The organism is Jannaschia maritima, from assembly GCF_030973515.1.
Lineage (GTDB): Bacteria > Pseudomonadota > Alphaproteobacteria > Rhodobacterales > Rhodobacteraceae > Jannaschia > Jannaschia maritima.
In genome coordinates, this window is record NZ_JARGZA010000003.1 from 154,408 (window position 1) to 179,973 (window position 25,566).

The 25,566-nt window shown below is 70.9% G+C and carries 33 protein-coding genes; 14 read left to right on the top strand and 19 right to left on the bottom strand.

Annotated features, from left to right (window positions below; genetic code table 11):
* Positions 1 to 32: 32 nt before the first annotated feature.
* Positions 33 to 314: a hypothetical protein gene (locus P0084_RS03685; RefSeq protein ID WP_308915455.1), complete on the bottom strand. Its 282-nt coding sequence runs from the start codon at positions 312 to 314 to the stop codon at positions 33 to 35.
* A 70-nt stretch (positions 315 to 384) separates the two neighbouring features.
* On the opposite strand from P0084_RS03685, the gene cobO reads away from it, so the two are divergent.
* The 3 genes from cobO to P0084_RS03700 all read left to right on the top strand — a co-directional run bounded on the left by cobO (position 385) and on the right by P0084_RS03700 (position 3,169).
* Positions 385 to 1,035, top strand: a complete 651-nt coding sequence (gene cobO, locus P0084_RS03690) for a cob(I)yrinic acid a,c-diamide adenosyltransferase (protein ID WP_308915456.1) — start codon at positions 385 to 387, stop codon at positions 1,033 to 1,035.
* Positions 1,032 to 1,697, top strand: coding sequence for an HAD family hydrolase (locus tag P0084_RS03695; protein ID WP_308915457.1), 666 nt, complete (start codon positions 1,032 to 1,034; stop codon positions 1,695 to 1,697). The genes cobO and P0084_RS03695 overlap by 4 nt, the downstream gene beginning before the upstream one ends.
* A 572-nt stretch (positions 1,698 to 2,269) precedes the next feature.
* Positions 2,270 to 3,169 (top strand): 50S ribosomal protein L11 methyltransferase, encoded by a 900-nt coding sequence (locus P0084_RS03700; RefSeq protein ID WP_308915458.1) that lies wholly within the window; start codon positions 2,270 to 2,272, stop codon positions 3,167 to 3,169.
* A gap of 19 nt (positions 3,170 to 3,188) precedes the next feature.
* On the opposite strand, the gene P0084_RS03705 is transcribed toward P0084_RS03700, so the two are convergent.
* Positions 3,189 to 3,386 carry a DUF1127 domain-containing protein gene (locus P0084_RS03705; RefSeq protein WP_308915459.1) on the bottom strand — a complete coding sequence of 66 codons (198 nt, stop codon included), beginning with the start codon at positions 3,384 to 3,386 and terminating at the stop codon, positions 3,189 to 3,191.
* 242 nt (positions 3,387 to 3,628) lie between these two features.
* Here P0084_RS03705 and ruvC point away from each other — a divergent pair, with 242 nt between their 5' ends.
* Genes ruvC through ruvB form a run of 3 tightly spaced genes read left to right on the top strand, consistent with a single transcriptional unit; the run spans position 3,629 to position 5,810 of the window.
* Entirely contained in the window at positions 3,629 to 4,129 is a 501-nt protein-coding gene (gene ruvC, locus P0084_RS03710) for a crossover junction endodeoxyribonuclease RuvC (protein WP_308915460.1), read from the top strand.
* Positions 4,126 to 4,779 (top strand): Holliday junction branch migration protein RuvA, encoded by a 654-nt coding sequence (gene ruvA / locus P0084_RS03715; RefSeq protein ID WP_308915461.1) that lies wholly within the window; start codon positions 4,126 to 4,128, stop codon positions 4,777 to 4,779. The genes ruvC and ruvA overlap by 4 nt, the downstream gene beginning before the upstream one ends.
* Positions 4,776 to 5,810, top strand: a complete 1,035-nt coding sequence (gene ruvB / locus P0084_RS03720) for a Holliday junction branch migration DNA helicase RuvB (protein ID WP_308915462.1) — start codon at positions 4,776 to 4,778, stop codon at positions 5,808 to 5,810. The genes ruvA and ruvB overlap by 4 nt, the downstream gene beginning before the upstream one ends.
* A gap of 118 nt (positions 5,811 to 5,928) precedes the next feature.
* Here the strand turns inward: ruvB and recO are convergent, their stop codons facing one another.
* From recO to folK, 11 genes are all read right to left on the bottom strand, one after another.
* A complete protein-coding gene (gene recO / locus P0084_RS03725) occupies positions 5,929 to 6,657 on the bottom strand; it encodes a DNA repair protein RecO (RefSeq protein ID WP_308915463.1) in 729 nt (242 codons plus the stop codon).
* Positions 6,657 to 6,992 (bottom strand): DUF1491 family protein, encoded by a 336-nt coding sequence (locus P0084_RS03730; RefSeq protein WP_308915464.1) that lies wholly within the window; start codon positions 6,990 to 6,992, stop codon positions 6,657 to 6,659. The genes recO and P0084_RS03730 overlap by 1 nt, the downstream gene beginning before the upstream one ends.
* On the bottom strand, positions 6,989 to 7,909 hold the full coding sequence (era, locus tag P0084_RS03735; protein WP_308915465.1) for a GTPase Era: 921 nt from the start codon (positions 7,907 to 7,909) through the stop codon (positions 6,989 to 6,991). The genes P0084_RS03730 and era overlap by 4 nt, the downstream gene beginning before the upstream one ends.
* A 118-nt stretch (positions 7,910 to 8,027) precedes the next feature.
* Positions 8,028 to 8,735 carry a ribonuclease III gene (rnc, locus tag P0084_RS03740; protein ID WP_308915563.1) on the bottom strand — a complete coding sequence of 236 codons (708 nt, stop codon included), beginning with the start codon at positions 8,733 to 8,735 and terminating at the stop codon, positions 8,028 to 8,030.
* Positions 8,735 to 9,523, bottom strand: a complete 789-nt coding sequence (lepB, locus tag P0084_RS03745) for a signal peptidase I (protein ID WP_308915466.1) — start codon at positions 9,521 to 9,523, stop codon at positions 8,735 to 8,737. Before lepB ends, rnc begins: the two co-directional genes overlap by 1 nt.
* A gap of 73 nt (positions 9,524 to 9,596) precedes the next feature.
* Positions 9,597 to 9,998, bottom strand: a complete 402-nt coding sequence (acpS, locus tag P0084_RS03750) for a holo-ACP synthase (RefSeq protein WP_308915467.1) — start codon at positions 9,996 to 9,998, stop codon at positions 9,597 to 9,599.
* Positions 9,995 to 10,744: a pyridoxine 5'-phosphate synthase gene (locus P0084_RS03755; protein WP_308915468.1), complete on the bottom strand. Its 750-nt coding sequence runs from the start codon at positions 10,742 to 10,744 to the stop codon at positions 9,995 to 9,997. The genes acpS and P0084_RS03755 overlap by 4 nt, the downstream gene beginning before the upstream one ends.
* A gap of 70 nt (positions 10,745 to 10,814) precedes the next feature.
* On the bottom strand, positions 10,815 to 11,486 hold the full coding sequence (locus tag P0084_RS03760; protein ID WP_308915469.1) for a DUF2062 domain-containing protein: 672 nt from the start codon (positions 11,484 to 11,486) through the stop codon (positions 10,815 to 10,817).
* A gap of 40 nt (positions 11,487 to 11,526) precedes the next feature.
* Complete coding sequence (locus P0084_RS03765; RefSeq protein WP_308915470.1) at positions 11,527 to 13,662, bottom strand: RelA/SpoT family protein; 2,136 nt, start codon at positions 13,660 to 13,662, stop codon at positions 11,527 to 11,529.
* Positions 13,663 to 13,681: 19 nt separating this feature from the next.
* On the bottom strand, positions 13,682 to 14,035 hold the full coding sequence (gene rpoZ / locus P0084_RS03770) for a DNA-directed RNA polymerase subunit omega (RefSeq protein WP_308915471.1): 354 nt from the start codon (positions 14,033 to 14,035) through the stop codon (positions 13,682 to 13,684).
* Between the two features lie 34 nt (positions 14,036 to 14,069).
* Complete coding sequence (gene folK, locus P0084_RS03775; protein WP_308915472.1) at positions 14,070 to 14,687, bottom strand: 2-amino-4-hydroxy-6-hydroxymethyldihydropteridine diphosphokinase; 618 nt, start codon at positions 14,685 to 14,687, stop codon at positions 14,070 to 14,072.
* Between the two features lie 95 nt (positions 14,688 to 14,782).
* Here folK and P0084_RS03780 point away from each other — a divergent pair, with 95 nt between their 5' ends.
* Both P0084_RS03780 and P0084_RS03785 read left to right on the top strand, forming a co-directional pair.
* Complete coding sequence (locus tag P0084_RS03780; protein WP_308915473.1) at positions 14,783 to 15,364, top strand: LabA-like NYN domain-containing protein; 582 nt, start codon at positions 14,783 to 14,785, stop codon at positions 15,362 to 15,364.
* A 142-nt stretch (positions 15,365 to 15,506) separates the two neighbouring features.
* Complete coding sequence (locus tag P0084_RS03785) at positions 15,507 to 15,932, top strand: VOC family protein (protein ID WP_308915474.1); 426 nt, start codon at positions 15,507 to 15,509, stop codon at positions 15,930 to 15,932.
* A gap of 52 nt (positions 15,933 to 15,984) precedes the next feature.
* Here P0084_RS03785 and rnhA read toward each other — a convergent pair whose 3' ends face one another.
* The 3 genes from rnhA to P0084_RS03800 form a co-directional block, all read right to left on the bottom strand.
* The gene (gene rnhA / locus P0084_RS03790) at positions 15,985 to 16,452 is read right to left on the bottom strand and encodes a ribonuclease HI (protein WP_308915475.1); all 468 of its coding nucleotides are present in this window, start codon (positions 16,450 to 16,452) and stop codon (positions 15,985 to 15,987) included.
* A complete protein-coding gene (locus P0084_RS03795) occupies positions 16,449 to 16,913 on the bottom strand; it encodes a DUF3429 domain-containing protein (protein WP_308915564.1) in 465 nt (154 codons plus the stop codon). The genes rnhA and P0084_RS03795 overlap by 4 nt, the downstream gene beginning before the upstream one ends.
* Positions 16,914 to 17,085: 172 nt before the next feature.
* The gene (locus P0084_RS03800) at positions 17,086 to 17,703 is read right to left on the bottom strand and encodes a LysE family translocator (protein WP_308915476.1); all 618 of its coding nucleotides are present in this window, start codon (positions 17,701 to 17,703) and stop codon (positions 17,086 to 17,088) included.
* Positions 17,704 to 17,800: 97 nt separating this feature from the next.
* Between P0084_RS03800 and accB the strand changes: the two genes are divergently transcribed.
* The 4 genes from accB to aat all read left to right on the top strand — a co-directional run bounded on the left by accB (position 17,801) and on the right by aat (position 22,286).
* Positions 17,801 to 18,286, top strand: coding sequence for an acetyl-CoA carboxylase biotin carboxyl carrier protein (gene accB, locus P0084_RS03805; RefSeq protein ID WP_308915477.1), 486 nt, complete (start codon positions 17,801 to 17,803; stop codon positions 18,284 to 18,286).
* A 5-nt stretch (positions 18,287 to 18,291) separates the two neighbouring features.
* The gene (accC, locus tag P0084_RS03810; RefSeq protein ID WP_308915478.1) at positions 18,292 to 19,641 is read left to right on the top strand and encodes an acetyl-CoA carboxylase biotin carboxylase subunit; all 1,350 of its coding nucleotides are present in this window, start codon (positions 18,292 to 18,294) and stop codon (positions 19,639 to 19,641) included.
* 170 nt (positions 19,642 to 19,811) lie between these two features.
* Positions 19,812 to 20,801 (top strand): SMI1/KNR4 family protein, encoded by a 990-nt coding sequence (locus tag P0084_RS03815; protein ID WP_308915479.1) that lies wholly within the window; start codon positions 19,812 to 19,814, stop codon positions 20,799 to 20,801.
* A gap of 828 nt (positions 20,802 to 21,629) precedes the next feature.
* Positions 21,630 to 22,286: a leucyl/phenylalanyl-tRNA--protein transferase gene (gene aat / locus P0084_RS03820; protein ID WP_308915480.1), complete on the top strand. Its 657-nt coding sequence runs from the start codon at positions 21,630 to 21,632 to the stop codon at positions 22,284 to 22,286.
* A gap of 83 nt (positions 22,287 to 22,369) precedes the next feature.
* Here the strand turns inward: aat and P0084_RS03825 are convergent, their stop codons facing one another.
* Both P0084_RS03825 and P0084_RS03830 read right to left on the bottom strand, forming a co-directional pair.
* Positions 22,370 to 22,732 carry a DUF2155 domain-containing protein gene (locus P0084_RS03825; RefSeq protein WP_308915481.1) on the bottom strand — a complete coding sequence of 121 codons (363 nt, stop codon included), beginning with the start codon at positions 22,730 to 22,732 and terminating at the stop codon, positions 22,370 to 22,372.
* Positions 22,729 to 23,106 carry an NADH:ubiquinone oxidoreductase subunit NDUFA12 gene (locus P0084_RS03830; protein WP_308915482.1) on the bottom strand — a complete coding sequence of 126 codons (378 nt, stop codon included), beginning with the start codon at positions 23,104 to 23,106 and terminating at the stop codon, positions 22,729 to 22,731. Before P0084_RS03830 ends, P0084_RS03825 begins: the two co-directional genes overlap by 4 nt.
* Positions 23,107 to 23,265: 159 nt before the next feature.
* Here P0084_RS03830 and P0084_RS03835 point away from each other — a divergent pair, with 159 nt between their 5' ends.
* Positions 23,266 to 23,751 (top strand): EF-hand domain-containing protein, encoded by a 486-nt coding sequence (locus P0084_RS03835; RefSeq protein ID WP_308915483.1) that lies wholly within the window; start codon positions 23,266 to 23,268, stop codon positions 23,749 to 23,751.
* Between the two features lie 44 nt (positions 23,752 to 23,795).
* Complete coding sequence (locus tag P0084_RS03840) at positions 23,796 to 25,094, top strand: O-acetylhomoserine aminocarboxypropyltransferase/cysteine synthase family protein (protein ID WP_308915484.1); 1,299 nt, start codon at positions 23,796 to 23,798, stop codon at positions 25,092 to 25,094.
* Between the two features lie 17 nt (positions 25,095 to 25,111).
* Here the strand turns inward: P0084_RS03840 and P0084_RS03845 are convergent, their stop codons facing one another.
* The gene (locus tag P0084_RS03845; RefSeq protein ID WP_308915485.1) at positions 25,112 to 25,558 is read right to left on the bottom strand and encodes a MarR family winged helix-turn-helix transcriptional regulator; all 447 of its coding nucleotides are present in this window, start codon (positions 25,556 to 25,558) and stop codon (positions 25,112 to 25,114) included.
* Positions 25,559 to 25,566 lie beyond the last annotated feature (8 nt).

Genomic DNA, 25,566 nt, shown 5'->3' on the forward strand with positions numbered 1-25,566 from the left:
CCGACCTCCGGACCGGAAGTGCCCGCCGTCGATCAACAGTCGAGCGCCATCTCGACCAACGCCACGTCGCCGTCGAGGGACCCCTCGCGGACGCGGCAGCCGGTCAGGCGTTCGGTGACCTCGATCGCGCCCGTAGCGACGGACGTGAAGGACGGCAACCAGACGACGTTCGTGCGGGTCGCCTGGGCGGTGTCGGCGTTCCAATGGACGGTATAGCGGTGGCCGTTCGCCTCGCCCCGGCCGGACGTCGTCAGGCGGTCGACGGGATGCGGCAGGCAGGCGGACAGGAGCAGGATCAAGGGAAGGTGGCGCATGGGCGGACCCTGCGTCGCCACCCCTTAACGAAGCGTTGCGCCGCCCGTGACCGGCCCCTAGACCGTCGCCATGACCGATGCACCCGTCCCCCCCGACGGCGACGCCCGCCGAGACTCCGATGATGCGGCCCGCCACAATGCCAAGATGGCGAAGAAGAAGGCCGCCCGCGACAAGATCATGGCGACCAAGACCGGCGAGAAGGGTCTGGTGATCGTCCATACCGGCAAGGGCAAGGGCAAGTCGTCGGCCGCCTTCGGCATGATCTTCCGCTGCATCGCGCACGGGATGCCCTGCGCCGTGGTGCAGTTCATCAAGGGCGGCATGTCCACCGGCGAACGCGACCTGATCCTGTCGCGGTTCGCCGACGAATGCGCGTTCCACACCATGGGCGAGGGCTTCACCTGGGAAACGCAGGACCGCTCCCGCGACACCGAGATGGCGCAGGCCGCCTGGGCCAAGGCGAAGGACCTGATCCGCGACCCGTCGAACCGCATGGTCCTCCTGGACGAGATCAACATCGCCCTGCGCTACGACTATCTCGACGTGGCCGAGGTCGTGGCGTTTCTGCGCGACGAGAAGCCCGCGATGACGCACGTGGTCCTCACGGGGCGCAACGCCAAGGACGACCTGATCGCGCTGGCCGACCTGGTGACCGAGATGGAGCTGGTGAAGCACCCGTTCCGGTCGGGCATCAAGGCGCAGCAGGGCGTGGAGTTTTGAGCGGACGCGCCATCGCGGCCGCGATCTTCGACATGGACGGCACGCTGCTGGACAGCGAGGTGATTTATGGCGCAGCGTTCCAGGACGCCCGCGCCGCCCTGGGCCTGCCGCCGGACGAGGCCGCGTTCCACGCCGTCGTGGGGCTGCCGACCCCCGCGATGCGACCCACGCTGACGGCCGCGCTGGGCCCCCGGACCGACGCCTTCCTGGCCGCCTGGGACGCGGCGCTGGCGCCCGCTTTCGATCGGCCCGTGCCGGTGAAGCCCGGCGCCGTCGACGTGCTGGCCGCCCTCGCCGCGCGGGGCGTCCCCCTCGCCGTCGCCACCTCCACGCGCACGGGCCCCGCCCGCGACCGGCTGGCGAAGGCCGGGCTCGATCATCGGTTCGCGCATGTCGTGGGCGGCGACGCGGTCGAACGCGGCAAGCCCGCGCCCGACATCTATCTGCGGGCGGCGGCGTTGCTGGGCGCGGACCCCGCCGCCTGCGCGGCGTTCGAGGATTCGGAGGTCGGGACCCGCGCCGCCCTGGCCGCCGGCTGCCGCGTCGTACAGGTCCCCGACGTCGTGCCGCCCACGAAGGACTTCGCCGCGTCGGGCCAGGTCGTCGCCGCCACGCTGCTGGACGGGGCCCGCGCCCTGGGCTTGATCGGCGGGCCCGCGTGACCTGATCGGGGACGGCGTTCGGGACGGGCACCTCGCGTTAGGGTGGCGACCCCGTTTCCCGATACGGGACCCGTCCTCGTGATCCGCGTCGGCGGACCCGAGGTGGCGAAACATGATCGGGACGGACCGCCCACCGTGATCGTGGCCGCCGCCCGGTCGGTCGCCATCGATGGGCCCGCCACGCCCCTCCTCTAATGACGCGACGGAGGTTGCGGTGAACCCGGACGCGGGCCGCCCCCGCACGGAACGCCGCCGTTCTGCAACCCCGACGCAACGCGCGGTGCCGATATGTCCCGCCGTATGTACGGGGGGTGTACGGGGGGTGTACGGGGGGTGCATGCGACAGGATGCCCGCCCCAGGCTGCCGACAATTCGACCCATCGACGCAACGGCTTTGATCTCGTTGCGCTTTTTCCCGGTCCGAACGATTCGACGCATTTTCCCACCCGGCGGACCTCCGTTCCGGCCTAGGCAGGGCCGCGAGGGTCGGGAACCCGAAGCTGCGGGGTCTGGCGCCTCCGGGGCCGTTCGATCACACGTGCCGGAACGCATCCGCACGGCGAAGGCACCCCATGACCGACAGCACCATCCCCGAGGACGAGATCGGCCCCACCACCTGGACCGCCCTGACCACCCTGGCCGGCCGCGACGCCGCGGAGAGCCTCGGCGCCTTGCTGGAGGGGATGGACCCAGCCCCGACGGGCATCGGGGTCTTCGAGTTGGAGGACGGGTCCGGCCTGTGGGAGGTCGGCGGCTACTTCACGGACGCGCCCGACGGGGTGGCGCTGGACCTGGCGGCGGCGGCCTTCGGGGCGCGGCCCTTCACGGTGTCCGCGATCCCCCCGACCGATTGGGTGGCGCAGGTCCGGCGCGAGCTGACCCCCGTCGTGGCGGGCCGGTTCTTCGTCCATGGCGGCCACGACGCGGACAAGGTGCCCGCCGATAGCGAACCCCTGCTGATCGAGGCGGCGATGGCCTTCGGCACGGGCCATCACGGCACGACGCAGGGCTGCCTGCTCGCGCTGGAGGATCTGATCGCCGCGGGGGTGACACCCGGGGCCGTGGCCGACGTGGGCGCGGGCACGGCCGTCCTGGCGATGGCGGCAGCGCGGGTGTTCCCGCAGGCGCGGATCGTGGCCTCCGACATCGATGCGGTCGCCGTCGAGGTCGCGGCGGCGAACCTGACAGTGAACGGTCTGGCAGAACGGGTGGCCTGCGTGGAGGCCGCGGGCTTCGACGACGACGCGCTGCGCGGGCCGTTCGACCTGATCTTCGCCAACATCCTGAAGGCGCCGCTGATCGCCATGGCCCCCGACCTGGCGGGGGCACTGGCCCCGGGGGGGCATGCGATCCTATCCGGCCTGCTGGTCCGGCAGGCCGACGCGGTGGTCGCGGCCTATGCCGAAGCCGGCCTGACGCCAAGCGATCGGCGCGTCCTGGGGGAATGGGCAACGTTGACGCTGCGCCGTTGAGGCGCGGCGGCGTCCCGGGTCAACGCGTGCGGGCGACCCGGTCGATGTCGGCGCGCGACAGGCCGATGTCGTGCAGCTCCCCGTCCGTCAGGCGGCTCAGGGCGCGCCGGGTGGCACGGTAGTCGAACCAGGCCAGCAGGCGGGCCAGAAGCGTGGAGATCGGCGCGCGGGGCGCGGTTCCGGGGGCGGCGGGGCGGATGTCGTCGTAGGTGGCCATGATGCGTCTTTCGGGTGCGGGCGTCGTCGAGGGATCGGGGGCGGTGCGACCGGGCGGAGGGAGGCGCCGCCCGGTCCACCCCCAGCTAGGCCGCGTTCGCGGATCGCACAATTGCTGGGCGGTCAACCCCGCCATGCGCCCGTTGCATGGGCGGCACGGAAACCCTTTCGTGGAACGGTCGAATTGTGCCCCGATCCGGCCCGTGATAGCGAACGGGCCGTGAACATCGCGCGGGGCGTGGGATGCGGATTTTGGGCGTGGATCCCGGGCTTCGGGCCTGCGGCTGGGGGGTGATCGAGGGGGAAGGCTCGCGATTGCGCTTCGTCGCCTGCGGCACGCTCCGCCCGTCGGGATCGGCCCTGCCCGACCGCCTGCTGTCGCTGCACGATGCCCTGCGCGTTGTTCTGGACGCCCATGCCCCCGACGTCGCGGGCGTGGAGCAGACCTTCGTGAACCGCGACGGGGCCGGCACGCTGAAGCTGGGACAGGCGCGCGGGGCCATCGTCCTGACGCTGGCGCAGGCGGGGCTGCCCGTGGGGGAATATGCCCCAAACGCGGTCAAGAAGACGGTGGTCGGGGTGGGCCACGCCGACAAGCGCCAGGTGGAGCACATGGTCCGCCTGCAGCTGCCGGGCTGCGACCCCGACGGACCGGACGCCGCGGACGCGCTGGCGATCGCGCTGTGCCACGCGACGCATCTGCAATCGAACGGACGGCTGGCCGCCGCCCTGGCCGCGCGATGATCGGACGGTTGACCGGCATCCTGGCGCACAAGGGGCCGGACCACGTTCTGCTGGACGTCCACGGGGTGGGCTACGTCGTCCACGTGTCCGACCGGACGCTGGCGGCGCTGCCCGGCGTGACCGCGCCCGCGACCCTCTGGACCGAGATGCTGGTGCGCGAGGATCTGATGCAGCTGTTCGGCTTCCTGGGCCTGCGGGAACGCGAATGGCACCGCCTGCTGGTATCGGTGCAGGGGATCGGGGCGAAGGCGTCCATGGCCATCCTGGGGACGCTGGGCCCCGACGGTCTGGCCCGCGCCATCGCCATCGGGGACGCGTCGTCCGTTCGCGCGGCCCCCGGCGTGGGCCCCAAGATCGCGCAGCGTGTGGTGAACGAACTGCAGGGCAAAGCCCCCGCGCTGATGATGGGGGCCGACGGGGACGGCGGCGATCCGTTGATCGAAGCCACAGCCCCCGCCGCCGCGCCCGCGCCCACCCCCGCCGCACGGGCGGCCCGGACCCACCAGGGCGACGCCATCTCGGCCCTGGCGAACCTCGGCTACGCCCCCGTCGACGCCGCCCGCGCCGTGGCCCAGGCCGCCGACGACGGCGCGGCGGAAACCGATGCTCTGATCCGCGGTGCCCTGAAGAAGCTGGCGCCGAAGGGATGACCGACCGCGACCCCATGCTCAACCCCACGACCCCGGACGTGGACGACACGGTCAACGACAAGTCCCTGCGCCCGCAGACCCTGGACGAGTTCATCGGGCAGGCGGAGGCGCGGGCGAACCTGCGGGTGTTCATCGAATCGGCCCGGCGGCGGGGCGAGGCGATGGACCACGTGCTGTTCCACGGCCCCCCCGGCCTGGGCAAGACGACGCTGGCGCAGATCATGGCGCGCGAGCTGGGCGTGGGCTTCCGCATGACGTCCGGCCCCGTGCTGGCCAAGGCGGGCGACCTGGCCGCGATCCTGACCAACCTGGAGCCCCGCGACGTCCTCTTCATCGACGAGATCCACCGCCTCAACCCCGCCGTGGAGGAGGTGCTGTATCCCGCGTTGGAGGACTACGCGCTCGATCTGGTCATCGGCGAAGGGCCGGCGGCGCGGACCGTGCGGATCGAGTTGCAGCCGTTTACGCTGGTCGGCGCGACCACGCGGCTGGGCCTGCTGACGACGCCGCTGCGCGATCGCTTCGGGATCCCCACCCGGCTGGAATTCTACACCGTGGCGGAGCTGCACGACATCGTCACGCGCGGCGCCCGCCTGATGGGCGCGCCCGCCACGCAGGACGGCGCGCAGGAGATCGCGGCGCGCGCGCGCGGCACGCCGCGCATCGCGGGGCGGCTCTTGCGGCGGGTCGTGGACTTCGCGGTGGTGGAGGGCGACGGGCGCGTCACGCGCGAGATCGCGGACCGCGCGCTGACGCGGCTGGGGGTGGACACGCTGGGGCTGGACGGCGCGGACCGGCGGTACCTGACGCTGATCGCGGACAAGTACGGCGGCGGCCCCGTGGGGATCGAGACGCTGGCCGCCGCGCTGTCGGAATCGCGCGACGGCATCGAGGAGGTCATCGAGCCATACCTGTTGCAACAGGGCCTGGTGGCGCGGACCCCGCGCGGGCGGATGCTTGCGCGGGACGGCTGGGCCCATCTGGGGATGGATGCCCCGGTGGGGCCGGATCAGGGCGGATTGTTCGACTGACGGGGCGCGGGATGCCGTCGTTCGGGACCGTCATCCTCGGGCCCGGCCCGGGGCCCTCGTCCGGCGGGCGCGACGTCCGCGAAAGGTCCTCGGGTCGGGCCCGAGGACGACGTCGCGCCTAATCCCGCTCCCGCCTCACGGCCTCCACGAACCGGCCCCGCGCCGCGGGAAGCGGGCGGTCCCCCAGGGACGGCGCCAGCCGGTGTTCGAGGAAATGGCCGGTCAGGTCGAGGGCGGCGATCACGTCCGCCAGGGTGGTCGGACCGCCCACCAGCATCCGCGGCAGGGGCAGCAGGCGATCGGCCCAATCGCCCGCCCCGCGCCGCGACACCGCCCGTCCCGTGCGGGGCGAGACGTAGGACAGGTCCGGTGCCTCCGCCCCCGTGACGGCGCAGGCCGACAGGTCGAGGCGCAGGCCCGACACCTCCAACAGCGCCAGTTCCCAGAACGCATAGTCGTGGAGCCACCCTTCCCCCGCGACGATGGCGTCGCACAGGGATTCGGTCCGTTCGTGGAAGGCGGCGACCGGCTCGCGTTCGGGCAGCACGAAGGACGCCACGGCGCAGACCGACGACAGGGCGTCGAGACGCAGGGGATCGGACAGGACGGACCCGGCCCGCAGGCGCAGGGGCTCGACGGCGAGGCTGCCCATGTGGACGTCGAGACGCGCGCGCCACGTCACGGCCACCGCGTTGCCCGGTTGCAGGATGGGGGTCCGGGTCCGGGACCGGCCGCCGTGGACGATGCCCAGGTGACGCCCGTGGTCGCGGGTCAGCACCTCCGCGATGGCGGCGGTCTCGCCGTGGGGGCGGACGGCGAGGATGGTCCCCTCGTCCCGCCATTCCATCAGGCCAGCCCCTCGTCGTGCAGCATGTGGCGGCCGCGACGGTCCTCCACCTCCAGGATCCACAGGTCGGGGTCGAAGGCGGATTGGCGGGCGCAGGCGGCGTCGCACTCGCCCTCCGGGCCTTCCGCCAGCACGACCCAGGCCCGGTCGCCCGTGGTCAGGTCGAAGCTGCGCTGGAAGACCTGCGCCCGCCCGTCCAGGGTGGCCAGCTTGACCAGCACCGCGCCCGACCCGTCGTCGCCATGGCGCACGACCATGCAGGGAATGCCGGAAGCCTCCAGCCGTCGGCGATAGGCCGCGACCCAGAACGACGCCGTCAGACGGGGCGCCGTCATCGCCCGTCCCGGAAGTCCAGGCCCATCGCGTCGAAGCGTTCCGCTTCCTCCAGCCAGTTGGGCCGGACGCGGACCTGCAGGAACAGGTGGACGCGGTGGCCCAGGAACGCCTCCATCTCCAGGCGGGCGGCGCGGCCGACGGCCTTCGTCGTCTCGCCCTTGTGGCCCAGCACGATGCCCTTGTGCCCGTCGCGCGCGACATAGATCACCTGGTCGACGCGGACGGACCCGTCGTCGCGCTCCTCCCACGCTTCGGTCTCGACGGTCAGCTGATAGGGCAGTTCCTGGTGCAGGCGCAGGGTCAGCTTCTCGCGCGTGATCTCGGCGGCCATCATGCGCACGGGCAGGTCCGCGATCTGGTCCTCCGGGTAGAGAAGCGGCCCTTCGGGCATGGCGTCCGCGAGCGCGGTCTTCAGGTCGGCCACGCCGTGCCCCTTCTCGGCGGAGATCATGAAGGTTCGGGCGAAGGGATGGGCCGCGTTCAACCGGGCGGTCAGGTCCAGCAGGCCTTCGGCCTTCAGGCGGTCGATCTTGTTGATCGCCAGCCAGACGGGGGCCTTAGGCGGCGCATCGGCCAGGTGGTCCAGGATGGCCTGCACGCCATCGGTCAGGCCGCGATGCGCTTCCACCAGCAGGACGACAACGTCGGCATCGGCGGCGCCCGACCAGGCGGCGGCGACCATGGCGCGGTCCAGGCGACGGCGGGGGCGGAACAGGCCGGGCGTATCGACCAGAACGATCTGGCGGTCGGGCCCATCCATCGCCACGCCGCGGATGCGCGCGCGCGTGGTCTGGACCTTGTGGGTCACGATGCTGACCTTCGCGCCGACCAGGGCGTTCGTCAGGGTGGACTTGCCCGCGTTGGGCTCGCCGATCAGCGCGGCGAAGCCGGCGCGGGTGGTGATGTCGTTCGTCATCCGCGCGATGTATGCGTTCACGCGCGCGTGGGCCAGTGGGACCGCGGGCCGATGCCTTCGCGGCCGATCGTGCGGGGCGCCATGGATGGGGCGGCCGGACGACGCGGCGCCCGTCCCGTCACGCCCCCAGGGCGTCCAACATCGCCCTCGCCGCCGCCTGCTCCGCAGCGCGCTTGGACGTGGCCTCGCCCGTGGCGAAGCGTCCGTCGTCCAGCGTGGCGGTGATGCGGAAGACGGGGGCGTGGTCGGGACCGACCCGGTCCGCCACGTCGTAGGATGGGGGCGGCATCCCGCGCGCCTGCGCCCATTCCTGCAAGGTGGTCTTGGCGTCGCGGCTGTCGGCCTTCACGTCGCGGACCCGGTCGCCCCACAGGCGGGTCACGACCGCACGCGCCGCGTCCAGCCCGGCGTCCAGGTAGATGGCCGCGATCACCGCCTCCATCCCGTCGCCCAGCAGGGTCTGCTTGCGGCGTCCGCCGGTCATCTGCTCGGACTTGCCCAGGCGCAGGACGTCGCCCAGGCCGATGGCGGTCGCGATCTCGGCGCAGGTCTCCTTGCGCACGAGCGCGTTGAAGCGCGGCGCCAGCTGCCCCTCCGCCGCGTCCGCGTCGCGGGCCATCACGGCTTCGGCCATCACGAGGCCGAGCACGCGGTCGCCCAGGAACTCCAACCGTTCGTTGGACGGCCGACTGCCGGACGCGATCGACGCATGCGTGGTCGCCCGCACCAGGAGCGAGCCGTCCGCGAAGACGTGGCCCAACCGGTCCTGGAAGGCGACCAGGTCGCGCGACAGGCGCGCCGCGTCCCCGTCGGACGGCCGCGGGATCAGACGATCTCCTCGAAGAAGCGGTCCAGGCGCCACGTCCAGAAGAAGAACATCGACCGGCCCGCGGACGAGAAGATCACGCGGTCGGCCCGGCCGATCAGGGCCTCCGCCGGCACGAAGCCGACGCCGCCGATCGATCGGGGCACCCTGCTGTCCGACGAGTTGTCGCGGTTGTCGCCCATGAAGAAGTAGTTGTCCGCCGGCACCGTATACACGGGCGTGTCGTCCGTCGGGCCGGTGCCGATGTTCAGGATGTGATGGCCTTCGCCGTTCGGCAGCGTTTCGAACGCACGCGCCTTCACGCAGTCGCCGCCCGGGGGGACGGGGTCGTTCGCGCAGCGCGGGGTCAGGCGGTGCGGCCCCTGGGCGGCCTTCACCTCCACGAACGGGTCGAGGGGGTCGATCTGGACGGGCGCCCCGTTCAGGTGGAGCACGCCACCGCGCATCTGCACCGTGTCGCCCGGCAGGCCGATCAGGCGCTTGATGAAGTCCTGGTTGGTGACGGGGTGACGGAACACGATGACGTCGCCACGCTCCGGCGCGCGTTCGAGCCAGCGATCCTCGATGAAGCCGCACATCGAGAACGGGCAGGAATGCTGCGAGTACCCATAGGCCATCTTGTTCACGAACAGGAAGTCGCCGATCAGCAACGTGTCCTTCATCGAACCCGACGGGATCCAGAACGGCTGGAAGAACAGCGTGCGGAAGACGCCCGCGATCACCAGCGCCCAGAAGATCGTCTTGACGGTCTCCCAGACGCCTTCCTTCTTCTCGGCCTTGGCTGCCATGCGCTTCCCTCTCCGCGGACGGCCCGCGATGCCAAGCGGGGGGTCGGGTGTCAATGCGGCGGCGGCGGGCGCCTCAGCCGTAGGGGCGGGCCTCGATCACGACCATCGCGTGCGCCCAGGGGTGGTCGTCGGTCAGGGTGACGTGGATCATCGCCTCGTGGCCTTCGGGCGTCATGCGGGCCAGCCGCTCGGCCGCCCAGCCGGTCACGTGCATGACGGGCTGCCCGGTGCGCAGGTTCGTGACGTGCATGTCCTTCCAGGCGATGCCCATGCGCAGCCCCGTGCCCAGCGCCTTGGAGCACGCCTCCTTCGCGGCCCACCGCTTGGCATAGGTGCCCGGCGTGTCGAGGCGCCCTTCGGCCTTGCGCTGCTCGGTCGCGGTGAAGACCCGGTTGCGGAACCGGTCGCCGAACCGGTCCAGCACGCCCGCGATCCGTTCGATGTTGGCCAGGTCGGTGCCGATGCCCAGGATCATGCGCGAGCGGCATCCATCAGTCGGCGCATCTCGGCCAGGGCGTCGGGGAGGCCGCGGAAGACGGCCTCCCCGATCAGAAAATGCCCGATGTTCAGCTCCACGACGCCCGGCAGGGACGCGATGGGGCCCACGCTGTCATAGGTGATGCCGTGGCCGGCATGGACCTCCAGCCCCGCATCGACGGCGAGGCGGGCGCCTTCGGTCAGGCGGGCCAGCTCGGCCGCCGCCACGTCGTCGCGGCCCTCGGCGACCGCATCGCAATAGGCGCCGGCGTGCAGCTCCACGACCGCGGCGCCGATGCGGGCGGAAGCCGCGATCTGGCGTTCGTCGGGGGCGATGAACAGCGACACGCGCGCCCCCGCGTCGCGCAGGGGGGCGACGAAGGCGCCCAGGCGGTTGTCGTCGGCCGCGACCTCCAGGCCCCCTTCGGTGGTGCGTTCCTCGCGCCGTTCGGGGACGATGCAGACCGCGTGCGGGCGGTGGCGCAGGGCGATGGCCTGCATCTCGTCGGTGGCGGCCATCTCGAAGTTCAGGGGGATCGCGATGGCGTCCATCAGCCGTACGATGTCGGCGTCCACGATATGGCGGCGGTCCTCGCGCAGATGCGCGGTGATGCCGTCGGCCCCGGCCTCCTGCGCCGTCAGGGCCGCGCGGACGGGATCGGGCACGGCGCCGCCGCGCGCGTTGCGCAGGGTGGCCACGTGGTCGATGTTGACGCCCAGGCGCAGGCGGTTGGGATCGGACATGGCCTCGCTCCGCGATCGTTCGGACGGGGCATAGGACATCGGGGCCCGGGCCGAAAGACGGCGCCGCCCGTCAGTCGGCCGTGCGTCCCCGCTTGGCGGCCTTCTTCGCGGCGGCGGACTCGGCGGCCTTGCGGCGGATGTCGTCCAGCTTCTTCTTCAGGTTCCCCCGGCGGCGGCGCTGATAGGCGGCCACGAGCGGCACCGCGACCGTGTAGCAGGCCAGGCCCGCCATGATCCCCGGCACGAGCCCCCCGATCAGCCAGGGCCAGAACACGTCGTGGAAGAACACGCGCGTGGCCGTCCAGTCGACCGGGTGGCCCTGCACGGCGTACCAGGCGTTCCAGAAGAAATCCTCGCCCGCGCCGGCGAACTTGGCGAAGATGCCGTCGTCGACCTCGCCCTGGAACTCGGTCCCCAGCATCCAATGGCCCAGGTTCAGCGACACGATCCCGATGGGCACGTAGGTCAGCGGGTTGCCGAAGAACGTCCCCAGAAGGGCGGCCATGACGTTGCCGCGCATCACGAAGGCCAGGATCACCGCAAGGACGAAATGCAGGCCGTAGAACGGGGTGAACGTCGTCACCACGCCCGCGAAGACGCCGCGGGCGATCTTCTCCGGCGTGTCGGGCAAGCGCCGCAGCCGGTGCTTGACGTAGATGGCCGCACGCCGCCAGCCCGTCCGCGGCCACAGGGCGTGGCCGACGCTGCGCCAGATCGGCAAGGGGTCGCGGCGCTTGAACACGGACCGTAGGGCTCCCTTTCCGCGGCGACGGCGCGGCCCGTCAGGCCGGCACCGGCACCGGTGTCGCCGCGACCCGGTGCCGTTCGACCTCCGCGACGTCGCTGTCGGTCTCGACGGCGATCAGCACGGCACGGAGGTGCTCACGATCGCGCACCTCGATGTCCATAAGAAGGCGGAAGAAGTCCGGTTTCCGATCGACGAAGCGCAGATCGGAGATATTGGCGTTCTGCTCGCCGATCAACGTGCAGATGCGGCCCAGGACGCCGGCGTCGTTCGATATCGTCATCTCGACCGTCACCGCGCTGGCCGCGGCATGGCGGCCCGGCGACCATTGCAGGTCCACCCAGCGCGACGGCTGGTCCTCGAACTCGACCATGCGGGGGCAATCGATGGCATGGACCGACACGCCGTGGCCGGCATGGGTGATGCCCACGATCCGCTCGCCCGGGACGGGCTGGCAGCACGGCGCCCGGTCATAGCGCGCGCGCGGGTCCAGGCCCACGATGGCGGCGGCGGGATCGACGTCCGCGACGGGACGGTCGCGCACCAGCTCGGGCCACAGGATCTGCGTCACGGACCGCGCCGTCACCTCGGACGCGCCGATCGCCGCCAGGAGGTCGTCGCCGTCGTCGTAGCCCATCATCCGCGCCGCCGTCGTCAGGGCCTTGTCCGTGGCCCGCTTGCCCAGATGCGTGAAGGCGGTGCGCGCCAGCTCGCGGCCCAGGCGGACGTGGCCGGTCCGGCGCTCGGCCTTCATGGCGCGGCGGATGGCCGACTTGGCGCGGCCCGTGGTGGCGATGTCGATCCAGGTCGCCTGGGGGGTCTGGGCCTCGGCGGTGACGACCTCGACGGACTGGCCGTTCTTCAGGCGCGTCCACAGGGGCACGCGCATCCCGTCCACCTTGGCCGCGACCGTGCGGTGCCCCAGTCGCGTGTGGATCGCATAGGCGAAGTCGATCGGCGTGGCCCCCTTGGGCAGCTTCACGACGTCGCCCTTCGGCGTGAAGCAGAACACCTGATCGGAATACATCTCCAGCTTGACGGCTTCCAGGAACTCGGCGTGGTCGGACGCCTCCTCGAAGCGCTCGGTCATCTGGCGCAGCCATTCGGCGGGATCCACGGCGAAGCGGTTCCCCGACCGGACCCCGTCGCGGTAAGACCAGTGCGCCGCGACCCCGCCCTCGGCGACCTCGTGCATCTCGCGCGTGCGGATCTGCACCTCTACCCGCTTGCCGTCGCGGCCCGACACGGTGGTGTGGATGCTGCGGTAGCCGTTCGACTTCGGCTGGCTGACGTAGTCCTTGAACCGGCCCGGCACCAGCCGCCAGCGTTGGTGGACGGCCCCCAGCGCGGCATAGCAGTCGCCTTCCGTGTCGGTCAGGATCCGGAAGCCGTAGATGTCCGACAGCCGCGAGAAGCCGACCTTCTTCTCCTCCATCTTGCGCCAGATGCTGAACGGGCGCTTGGCCCGACCGAACACCGCGGCGTCCAGGCCCACGCGCGCCAGCTCGGCCTCGATATCCGCGGTGATGCGCTCGATCACGTCGCCGGATTCGCGGCGCAGCACCGCATAGCGCTTGAGGATCGAGTTGCGCGCCTCCGGGTTGAGGACCGCGAAGGACAGATCCTCCAGTTCCTCGCGCATCCACTGCATGCCCATGCGCCCCGCCAGGGGGGCATAGATGTCCATCGTCTCGCGCGACTTCTGGATCTGCTTGTCCGGCGTCATGTGACGGATAGTGCGCATGTTGTGCAGCCGGTCCGTCAGCTTGACCAGGATCACGCGCAGGTCCTTGGACATCGCCATGAACAGCTTGCGGAAGTTCTCCGCCTGCTTCGTCTCTGACGAGGCGAGCTGGATCTTGGTCAGCTTGGTGACGCCGTCCACCAGCTCGGCGACCTCGCGTCCGAACAGGCGCTCCAGCTCGAAGAAGGACGCGCGCGTGTCCTCGATCACGTCGTGCAGCAGCGCCGTGACGATGGTCGCGTCGTCCAGCCGCTGTTCCGTCAGCAGGCTCGCGACCTCCGCGGGATGGGTGAAGTACGGCTCGCCCGAACGGCGGGTCTGACCCTCGTGCATCCGGGCGCCATAGGCGAAGGCGCGCTCGATCAGGGCCGCGTCGGTGCGGGGGTTGTAGGCCCGCACCCGCGCGATCAGGTCGTCGGCCGTCGTCATGACGCCGCGCGGGGCCGCATCACCGCTCGCCCTGGGCTTCCATCAGCGCGCGCAGGAGCTTCTCCTCGGACATGTCGTCCTGCGCGGGGGCGTCCTTCTCGACGCCCATCAGCAGGGCCATGCTGTCCTCTTCCGGCTCGTCCACCTCGATCTGGGTCTGGTTCGACTCGATCAGGCGCTCGCGCAGGTCGTCGGCCTGCTGCGTCTCCTCGGCGATCTCGCGCAGGGCGACGACGGGGTTCTTGTCGTTGTCGCGGTCCACGGTGGGGGCGGCGCCGGTCGCGATCTCGCGCGCGCGATGCGCGGCCAGAAGCACCAGCTCGAACCGGTTGGGAACCTTGTCGACGCAATCTTCGACGGTCACGCGGGCCATGGCACACCTCGGGGCGGAAAGGGGAAGCGCCCCCTTACGCGCGCAGGCGCCGGTTGACAAGGGCGGCCCCGAACACCGGGCGCAGGCCGGTCCGCCCGGCCAGGGGCACCCCCTCCGCCATGGATGCCACCGTTCGGCCGGTCAGGGGATGACGCCAGCGGGGGGCCAGTTCCGCCAGGGGAAACAGGACGAAGGCCCGGTCCTGCATCCGGGGATGCGGCAGGATCAGCGCGTCCGGCGCGACCCGGGTCTGCGACGTCGCGTCGAGGTTCATCCACCGACGCAGCGTGTCCCGGTCGGGGCGGACCGACGCGCCGACGGCGACCAGGTCCAGATCCAGCACGCGCGGCCCCCAGCGGGTGCGGCGGATGCGGCCGGCGCGGTCCTCCAGCATGTGCAGGCGGTCCAGCACCGCGCGGGGCGGCATCCGCGCGGGCAGCGTGACTGCGGCGTTCACGAAGTCGGGACCCGATCCCGGCGGCCAGGCGGGCGAACGCCACAGGCGGGACGCCGCCACCCCCCGCCCCAGGATTGCGCGGAGCCGCGCCACCGCCGCTACGATCCTGCGCGCGTTGGTCGCGGGGCCTTGCGGACCATTGGCCCCGATTGCGATATGACACGGGACGCTGTGTGTCCTTCGCGAGTATTGCATTTTGACAATTCCACTATAGCGTTAGTGTTTCAAGGAGAAGGACGGGGTCTCACTCACCCCTGACCATGCCCGATCCGGCCCGAAGGGATTAATCCATGTTTTACCGTGACGAGCGTCTCGCGCTCTTCATTGACGGATCGAACCTCTATGCCACCGCGAAAGCGCTGTCGTTCGATATCGACTACAAGCTCCTGCGCCAGGAATTCATGCGGCGCGGCAAGCTCCTGCGGGCGTTCTACTATACCGCCTTGCTGGAGTCGGAGGACTATTCCCCGATCCGGCCCCTCGTGGACTGGTTGCAGTACAACGGATTCACGCTGGTGACGAAGCCCGCGAAGGAGTTCATCGACAGCCAGGGCCGGCGCAAGGTCAAGGGCAACATGGACATCGAGTTGTCCGTCGATGCCATGGAGGCCGCGGAGCATGTCGATCACATCGTGCTGTTCTCGGGCGACGGCGACTTCAAGCCCCTGGTCCAGGGCCTGCAGCGCCGCGGGGTGCGGGTCTCGGTCTGCTCGACCATCCGCAGCCAGCCGCCGATGATCGCGGACGACCTGCGCCGACAGGCCGACAACTTCATCGAGTTGGAGGAGTTGCGCGAGGTGATCGGCCGCCCCCCGCGCGAGGTGCCCCGCGACCAGGACGAGGTGCGCCCCCAGGCGGCGAACGGGGGCTGACGGACCGCTCGCGGCCGGGCCGGGAACGGCCCCGGGCGGCCCCACGGGCGCGACCGGGTTCGGGCCTGGTGACATACGGCTTATATGTTCGCGCGACACCGTGCATACGGTCCGCATGTCGATGTCATCCGAGGGTCCTGCCATGCGAACGACGCAGTACTACCCCGTCATCCAGACCGCCGACGTGCCCGGAACGGCCACGTTCTATCGCCGCCACTTCGGGTTCGCGCCCCTCTTCGAAGCGGACTGGTACGTCCACCTGCAATCCACCTCGGACCCGTCGGTCAACCTCGCGATCCTGCGGCACGATCACGACACCATACCGGCCGAAGGGCGCGGCCCCAGCCGCGGCGTGATCCTCAACTTCGAGGTCGCGGACGTCGATGCGCAGGATGCCCGCCTGCGCGGCGAGGGGTTGGCGCCCGTCCAGACGCTGCGGAGCGAGCCCCATGGCCAGCGGCACGTTATCTTCCGCGATCCGAACGGGGTCCTGATCGACGTCGTGACGGTCATCCCGCCCGCGGCGGAGCATGCGGGGCATTACGCGGACGGTGCGGCGCCGACCTGACGGGTCGCGAGGGCGGGCCCTCATCCTCATCGCGGGGACCACGACCGCCGCGTCAGGAGGCCGGGCGCCCCGTCTTGAACGGCTTCATCCCTTCGCGCGCCAGCTCGTCGGCGCGTTCGTTGCCCGGATGGCCGGCATGGCCCTTGATCCACTCCCAGGCGACGGCGTGGCGTGCGGCCGCGTCGTCCAGGCGGCGCCACAGATCCTCGTTCTTCACCGGCTTGCGGGTCGATGTCTTCCAGCCGTTGCGCTTCCACCCCGCCAGCCAGGACGTGATGCCCCCCTTCACATAGGCGCTGTCGGTGACGACGCGCAGCTCTGTCGGACGCTCCAGCACCTCCAGCACGGCGATGGCGGCCCGAAGCTCCATGCGGTTGTTGGTGGTGTCGGCCTCCCCGCCCTTCAGCTCGCGCTCCTTGACCAGGGCGTCGCCGTCCCAGGCCTCCAACCGGACGCCCCAGCCGCCGGGGCCCGGGTTTCCGCTGCACGCCCCGTCGGTATAGGCGACGATGTCGGTCATCCGATCACCGCGATCGGCAGCAGCGCCAGGACCACGCCCGCGGTCAGGATCACGCGCAGCGTCATCCACCAGGGGGGCGCCAAACCGTTGCGCCAGAACACCCAGTCCAGGCCCAGCAGCCCCACGAACCCCGCGATCAGCGCGATGGCCGACGACCCCGCGCCCGCGCCCACGGTGAAGAACGCCCACAGGGCGGGCAGGACGGATAGGGCGTATCCGGTCGCCGCCACGGTGCCCTCCGCCTTCGTGGCGAACCCCCACAGGACGCCCGACATGAACGCCAGGATGATCGTTCCATAGGACAGGCCAACATACGGGCCGACGAAGCGCGGCCCCACCAAGTCCACCGTCAGAAAGGCCGCCTGCGGCACGAACAGGGTCACGACCCCCCACGCGAAGGGCAACAGGCCCGCCAGGCCCAGGATCAGCGCGGCGCGGGGGATGGGGGCGTCGGTCCACATGGCGGCGTGATGCAACACGGGACGGCCGGGGGAAAGGGGCGTGGCGGACAGGGCGACGCGCGGCCCCCGCCCCAGGCCCAGCGCCACGCGCGACCGCCACCGCGCGATCGACCGCGCCCGGTCCGCCATCCCGCCGCCGGCCCCGCGACCGCCATGCCGGCAACTGGACGCGTCAGGCCCGCTCGACCGCCAGCCGCGCCGCCAGGGCCGCGAAGACGCCCGCGAAGCAGCGGTTCATCCACCGCATCAGGCGTGCGGAGGACAGGACCCGCGCCCGGAACTGCGCCGCGAACAGGCCGTACACGCAGAACACCGCGAAGGTCATCGCCATGAACACCCCGCCCAGCGCCGCCATCTCGACCGTGGCCGTGGCCGGGTCGCCCGACAGGAACGGCGGCAGCAGCGCCAGGAAGAAGATCGACAGCTTGGGGTTCAGGACGTTGATCAGCGCCCCGCGCAGGGCGATGCGGCCCAGCCCCGCGGCATCCGCGTCCGACGCCCGGATGGTCAGGGCCCCGCTCTCGCGCAGGGCACCCCACGCCATCCACAGCAGATAGGCCACGCCCGCCCATTTCAGGACGTTGAACAGCAGCGCCGACGCATGCAGCACCGCCGCCAGCCCCAGGGCCGCGGCCAGCAGCGCCGGCACGATCCCGAACGTGCAGCCCAGCGCGGCGGCCAGCGCCGCGCGCGGCCCCCGCCCCAGGCCCAGCGCCACGGTATAGACGACGCCCGTGCCCGGCGCGATCACGACGACGAAGGCCGTCAGGAGGAACTGGAGCGATATCATCCCCCCACCCTGCCTCGCGATGCCCCCTCGGTCCAGCCCGCTTCACACCCGCGCGGCGAACGGCTAGGTGCCGTTCCAGACACAATGCGAGGATGGCATGAGCAAGAGCCACGAGTCCGACGTCGCCTTCATCGAGGCGTTGGCGGCGCTGCTGGACCGGAACGACCTGACCGAGATCGAGGTCAAGCGCGACTACGGCAAGGACGACAGCCTGAACGTCCGCGTCTCCAAGCAGATCGTCGCGGCCCCGTCCGCCGCACCCGCCCCCGCACCCGCCGCGCCCGCGGCACCCCCCGCCGCCGCACCCGCATCGCCCGCGGCCGCGCCCGCGGCCGACCCCGCCCAGGACCCCGGCGCCGTCACCTCGCCCATGGTCGGCACCGCCTACCTGTCCGCCGAACCCGGCGCCGCCCCCTTCGTGGAGGTCGGCGCGACCGTCGCCGAAGGGCAGACCCTTCTGATCGTGGAAGCTATGAAGACCATGAACCAGATCCCCGCCCCCCGCGCGGGCCGCGTCGCGCGCATCCTGGTCGAGGACGGCGCCCCGGTCGAGTTCGGCGCCCCCCTGGTCATCCTGGACTGACGCCCGTGTTCCGCAAGATCCTGATCGCCAACCGGGGCGAGATCGCGCTGCGCGTGGTGCGCGCCGCGCGCGAGATGGGCGTCGCCACCGTGGCCGTCCATTCCACCGCCGATGCCGACGCCATGCATGTCCGCATGGCCGACGAGAGCATCTGCATCGGCCCCGCGCCGGGCGCGCAATCCTACCTGTCGGTGCCCGCCATCATCTCCGCGTGCGAGATCACGGGCGCGGAGGCGATCCATCCCGGCTACGGCTTCCTGTCGGAGAACGCGGCCTTCGTGCAGATCGTGGAGGATCACGGCCTGACCTTCATCGGCCCGTCGTCCGAGCACATCCGCACCATGGGCGACAAGATCACCGCCAAAGAAACGATGAAGACGCTGGGCGTGCCCGTCGTGCCCGGCTCCGACGGGGGCGTGCCCGACCTGGACGCCGCCCGGCGGCTGGGCGACGAGATGGGATATCCCGTGATCGTCAAGGCGACCGCGGGCGGCGGGGGGCGCGGCATGAAGCTGGCCCGCACCGCCGCCGAGATGGAGACGGCGTTCCGCACCGCCCGGTCGGAGGCCAACGCCGCCTTCGGCAACGACGAGGTCTACATCGAGAAGTACCTGGGCCGCCCCCGCCACATCGAGGTGCAGGTCTTCGGCGACGGCCGCGGCCGCGCGGTCCATCTGGGCGAGCGCGACTGCTCGCTCCAGCGCCGCCACCAGAAGGTGCTGGAGGAAGCCCCCGGCCCCGCCATCACGCCGGAGATGCGCGCCCGGATCGGCAAGACCTGCGCGGAGGCGGCGGCGTCCATCGGCTATGCCGGCGCGGGCACCGTCGAATTCCTGTTCGAGGACGGCGAGTTCTACTTCATCGAGATGAACACCCGCCTGCAGGTCGAGCATCCGGTGACGGAGGCCGTGTTCGGCGTGGACCTGGTGCGCGAGCAGATCCGCGTGGCCGCGGGCCTGCCCATGTCCTTCGGGCAGGACGACCTGCACCCGCAGGGCCACGCCATCGAGGTCCGCCTGAACGCCGAGAAGCTGCCCTCCTTCTCCCCCTCGCCCGGCACGATCACGCAGTACCACGCGCCCGGCGGCCTCGGCGTGCGCATGGACAGCGCGCTCTACGACGGCTACCGCATCCCGCCCTACTACGATTCGCTGATCGGCAAGCTGATCGTCCACGGCCGCGACCGGCCGGAGGCCCTGGCCCGCCTGCGCCGCTGCCTGGGCGAGATCATCATCGACGGCGTCGACACCACGATCCCCCTGTTCCGCGCCCTGGTGGACGAGCCCGCGGTCCAGACCGGGGATTACGACATCCACTGGCTGGAGACGTGGCTCCAGACCCATCTGAGGGGCTGACCCCCGGCGCGATCTTCTGCCGAGCGTCGGGACGGCCCTTGGACGACCGCGGGAGTGCGAATGGGGACCGCCGTCGCGAATCACGCAGTTCGTGGATCGCGACATCCACACGGCGGCGACACATACGGGGTCCGCCTCCGTGAACGCATCACCAGGATACTGAGGTCAGGATGACGATCGAGATCGACCCCCGCTGGTCCCTGCACGGCCGCCCGGCGGACATGCCCCTGACCCCCGGCGGGGCGCTGCGCATCGGCGGTGGCTCGCATGGCCTGCCCCTGCCCGATGACTACCTCACATTTCTGGGGCGACATGACGGGGGCATCTTGCGCCGGGGCCGGTCCTGGTTCGTCGCGACCTTCCCGAACGGGCAGCGGCGGATGCAGATCGACTCGCTTTCGGACCTCGCCACCGTTGCGGGGCGCGGGGCGGCGGTCGCGTCACGGGATGGCTTGGACGGCGCGATGCCGCCCAATCTGGTCCCCATCGGCTTCGACGAGGCGAACGAGGCCGACATCCTGATCCGCGTCGATCCCGGCGGCGCCGACCACGGCCACGTCTATGTGTGGATCGGACCCGACGATCCGTGGACGCAGGACGGCGGTGTCACGGGGCTGGGACATGTCGCCCCGGGCTTCACCGCGTTCCTGAACGGATTGCGGGAGGACGACTTGTCGATCCAGACGGATGACGGGACCATGATCCTCGATCCGCACTGGACCCTGAACGCGCCCGCCGCGTCGGTGGACCGGCTGAAGCGATTGCCGCCGGACTACGCCGCCTTCCTGGCGCGACACGACGGCGGCACGTTGACCGGCGGACCCAACTGGACCCTCGCGGAGTTTCCCGGTGGGTACCGAAGCGTCTGGGTCGACGTGCTGCACGGGATCGACCGCGTGATGGAAGCACGGTCCCGCCCGATGGGTCCGACCGGTGTGTCCTTATTCGATATGGGGTTCGACCTGATCGGGTCGGACAGGGACGGAACGATGGACGTGTACCTGCGGACCGACCCGACCGTCAGCCCGGAGGCCTTCGCGCAGATGCGTGTTCCCGAGCCGCCCATCGCGCATCGGGGCATCGTCGCGCAGGGCATCGGGCTGATCGCGCCGTCCTTCTCCGCCTTTCTGAACGGACTGCGGGACAACCCGGACCGGTGATCCCGCCCGCGGCCCTGGACTATGGCACCGTCGAATGGCGGCTGGGCGGTTGGATGCCGGACGCGGTGGAGGTGGGGCTGACGCGCGATGCCCTCACCACGCTCGCCCGCGCCGCGACGGGCGACCGCCGCGCGCTCGACGATGCGCCCGCGGACTTGTGGGCCGAGTCGGACGAGGCGATCGAGGCGATGGGCGGCACCGCGTTCGTGCGAACCTCGTTCTGCAGCTACGAGCCTGCCCGTGGCGTCGCGGCGCCGGTCCGGGGCGGCGCGGGGGTTCGCGCGCTGCTCGCCACCCCGAACGCGCGGGTTCAGGCAATGCTGGGGGCGGCGGCCGACGCCGGCCGGGACGCGTCCCTCCATGGACTGGCCCGGCGCGACGTGCCGCGCTGGACCGAGTTCCGCGCCATCGGGAGGGGAGGACGGCTGTCGGGGCTGACCCCGCACCATTGCACCGCTGCCTTCCGAAAGATCCCGGCTCAGCCCGACCGGATCGCCCGCGACCTCCATGACCTGCTCGTCGAACTCACACCGCGTCTGCCGCTGCCCGATTGCGTCCTGGACCTCCAGGTGGGCGCGACGCCCGGCGATGCTCCCCTCCTGATCGAGGCGAATCCGATCGGCCCCGCCACCGATCCGGGCCTGTTCACGTGGACGGACGCCGACGATCTCGACGGGACCTTCCGCTTTGTCGGCACGCCCGTGGACGTTCGACGGGCCGGCCCATGCCGCCGGATGCGGCAGACGCGGGGCAGACACAGGGCAGACGCGGGGCAGACATGCGCTCTGCGCCCTTTCCGTCCGGCGGGGGGCGCATTATCCTGTCCCCATGCCGCGCGACACGCAGACGATCACGGCCGATCTCCTTCTGATGGCCTATGCGTCGGGGGTGTTCCCCATGGCGGAATCGCGCGACGACCCGGAAGTGTTCTGGGTCGATCCCAAGCGGCGTGGCATCCTGCCGCTCGACGGGTTCCATCTGTCGCGCAGCCTGGCCCGGGCGTTGCGGTCGGGCCGCTTCGCCGTCACCCGGGACCGTGCCTTCGGTTCCGTCGTCGACGGGTGCGCCGACCGTGACGAGACGTGGATCAACCCCGTCATCGCCGACCTCTACGCCCAACTGCACGAGGCCGGAACCGCCCATTCCTACGAGGTCTGGCAGGGTCCGACGCTGGTCGGCGGGGTCTATGGCGTCACCCTCGGGCGGGCGTTCTTCGGGGAATCGATGTTCAGCCGCGCCCGCGATGCGTCGAAGGTCGCGCTGGCCCATGCGGTGGCCGATCTGCGCGTGCGGGGCTTCGCGCTGTTCGACACGCAGTTCCTGACGCCGCACCTCGCGTCCCTCGGCGGGGTGGAGGTGACGCGCGGCACCTATCGGCGGATGCTGCGCGCCGCGCTCGATGGTCCCGACTTGGCGCTCGATGGCCCCCTGCCGGGTTTGACCCAGGTCCTCGCTCTACGATATCCCTTGGCCGCCGCGACCTGAGGGAACCCCTCCGCCGGGCGTCGAGCCGTCTACATTGGAGGAAACATTTTTTCTGCGCCGCGGCATACGCCGTCCACGCGCCGTCAGACATCCCGGCAGGACAGGATCCAGACGTCGTAGCGCGGGTGCTCCAGCGCGCTCATAGCGGGCGAGGACGCGATCATCCAACCGGCGAACAGCTCCTCGACCGCGCGGGCGTCGACGATGCGCAGCAGCCCGAAGGCGTCGCCCGACACGTTGGACGCGGGCACCCGGCATTCGTGCAGCGTCACCTGCAACGGGCCGTATGCCATGGTCTGGCCCACCGCCATCTCGACGTCGATGACCTCGCCGGACACGCGGTCCAGCGTCCGCAGCAGCGCGCCCCCCCGATCCGCCGTGCGCGCGGTCTGCGCCGCCGCCGCGACCGCACCGGCCATCAGCAGCAGGGTGGCCAGACGGATCATTCCGGGGTCCACGCCTCGTAGTCGGATTGCGGGGTCACGTCCGCGCGACGCAGCGACCCGGGCCGGAAATACGCGCCTTCGGTTCCCGTCTGGTTGGGCTGATGCTCCCGCTCCCAGGACTTGCGGGGGAAAGGATCCTCGGTTGGGGGCTTGGGAAAGGTGTGATGCAGCCAACCGTACCATTCGGGCCCGACCCGGCTGGCATCGTTCTGCCCGGTATAAAGGACCCACCGCCGGCTGTCGTCCGCGTTGTGGTAGTACTGGTTCCCCAGGTGGTCCTCACCGACCTTGATGCCGTACCGGCGCGTCCAGATCGCCGTGCCGATGCTATAACCGTTCCACCACGTCACCAGGCGTTTCAGGAAGTTCAGCATCGCGCGCTCCATCCAGGGAAGTCCGCCCTCTCCTACACCCTGTGCACGGGGGAACAAGACACCACGCCCCGACGCACCGTTCCGACGCTTACAATCTAAACCGAACGGTTTAGATCAAGATCCAGTCCTGTCATTCGACGTTACCTGGAAGGCTCCTCGATGCTCCGTACCATCCTCGCCGCGCTGGCCCTGTCCGCCGCCGCCCTGCCCGCCGCCGCCCAGTCCATGTCCGCCAAGGACCCCGGCCGTGCCTTCATGGAAGCGATCGCGATGGGGACCGACACGGATCGCGACCGACGCCTCGCCCCGGCCGAGATGCGCGTGTTGGCGACCGCGGCGTTCGACCTCGCCGATGCCGACAGCAACGGGGTCGTGACCCGGACCGAGTTGGAGGCCGCCGATTTCGGGATGAACGCGCTTGCGGCACATCGGGGCCGGGGCCAGGCGATGGAGACGGCGACCGCGCTGATGTTCGCCTTCGCCGACCGCGACCACGACGGTTCAATCGACGGGGTGGAGCATGCCGCCGCGGCCCGCCTCGCCGCCGACCTCGCGGACACGGATGGCGACGGCGCGATGTCCTATGCGGAGTTCTACGACGGGTACATGTTCAACATGGCCTATCGCGCGGCGCTTCACTACTGACGCGCGACGGTGCAGGATGGGCCCGCCATGAGAGGGGGGCCACCATGACCGACCATCGCTTCGACACCTTGCAGGTCCATGCCGGATCGCGACCGGATCCCGCCACAGGCGCCCGACAGACGCCGATCTACCAATCCACCGGCTACGTGTTCCGCGACGCCGACCACGCCGCCGCCCTGTTCAACCTGCAGGAGGTCGGGTTCATCTACTCCCGCCTCACGAACCCGACCGTCGCCGTGCTGCAGGATCGCATCGCCGCGTTGGAAGGGGGCGCGGGCGCGGTCTGCTGTTCCAGCGGCCATGCCGCCCAGATCATGGCACTGTTCCCGCTGATGGGGCCGGGTCGCAACATCGTCGTGTCCACGCGCCTCTATGGCGGGACGGTCACGCAGTTCAGCCAGACGATCCGGCGGTTCGGGTGGTCGGCCAAGTTCGTGGACTTCGACGACCTGGACGCCGTGCGCGATGCCATCGACGACGACACCCGCGCTGTGTTCGGGGAGGCCATCGCCAACCCGGGCGGCTGGATCATGGACGTGCGCGCCATCGCCGACGTTGCGGACGCGGCCGGCGTGCCTTTGATCATCGACAACACCACGGCCACCCCCTACCTCGTCCGCCCGATCGAGCACGGGGCTACGCTGGTCGTCCATTCCACCACGAAGTACCTGACGGGCAACGGCACCGTCACGGGTGGGTGCGTCGTAGATTCGGGCGGGTTCGACTGGGCCGCGAACGACAAGTTCCCCAGCCTGTCCCAGCCCGAGCCCGCCTATCACGGCACGGTCTTCGCCGAGACGTTCGGCCCGATGGCGTTCACCTTCCACGGCATCGCCATCGGCCTGCGCGACTTAGGCATGACGATGAACCCGCAGGCGGCGCACTACACCCTCCTGGGGATCGAGACGCTGTCGCTGCGGATGGACCGCCATGTCCGGAACGCGGAAACGATCGCTGCCTGGCTGGAAGGGCACCCGGCCGTGAAGGCCGTGACCTATGCGGGCCTGCCATCGTCCCCCTACAAGGTGCTGGCCGACAAGGTCTGCCCCAAGGGCGCGGGCGCGCTGTTCACCTTCGCGCTGAAGGACGGCTACGACGCCTGCGTGCGGTTTATCGACAACGTGAAGCTGTTCAGCCACGTCGCCAACCTGGGCGACACGCGCAGCCTGTGCATCCATTCCGCCAGCACGACGCATCGCCAGTTGCAGGCCGAGCAGCAGATCGCGGCGGGCGCCGCCCCCGACGTCGTGCGCCTGTCCATCGGGATCGAGGATGCCGACGATCTGATCGCCGACTTGGATCAGGCGCTGGCGAAGGCGGCGGGGGCGATGGCGGCGGAGTGACGGGCGGCGGCGGGGGCTCAGTCCCGCGCCGCGTCCATCGTTTCCCGCAGGTGGCGGAGGTGGGGCAACAATGCCTCCATCGTTCCCGATGGAAGATCCCCTAGGATCCGTGCGAGATCGGGCGCCACCGACGCGATGCCGTCGTCGCGGAACGCCCGTCCGGCCGCCGTCAGCCAGACCCGCTTCGAGCGTCCGTCGTCCGGGTTGGGCCGGAACTCGACCCAACCGCGGCGTTCGAGGGCGGCGACCGTATGGCTCATGGTCGTCTTGGGGACCTGGAAGGCGCGCGCCATGTCCAACGGGGTGCGCCCGTCGCCGACGCGGACGAGGTGATTGAGGACGGACCACTGGGGCAGGATGACGCCGGGGGGCAGCCGCGCCTCGAACGTGGCCCGCCCGAGTTGGGCGATGATGCCGATCTCGTTGAGGACCGCGAAGGCGGTGGACACGTCGTCGTCTGACATGGCCCCCC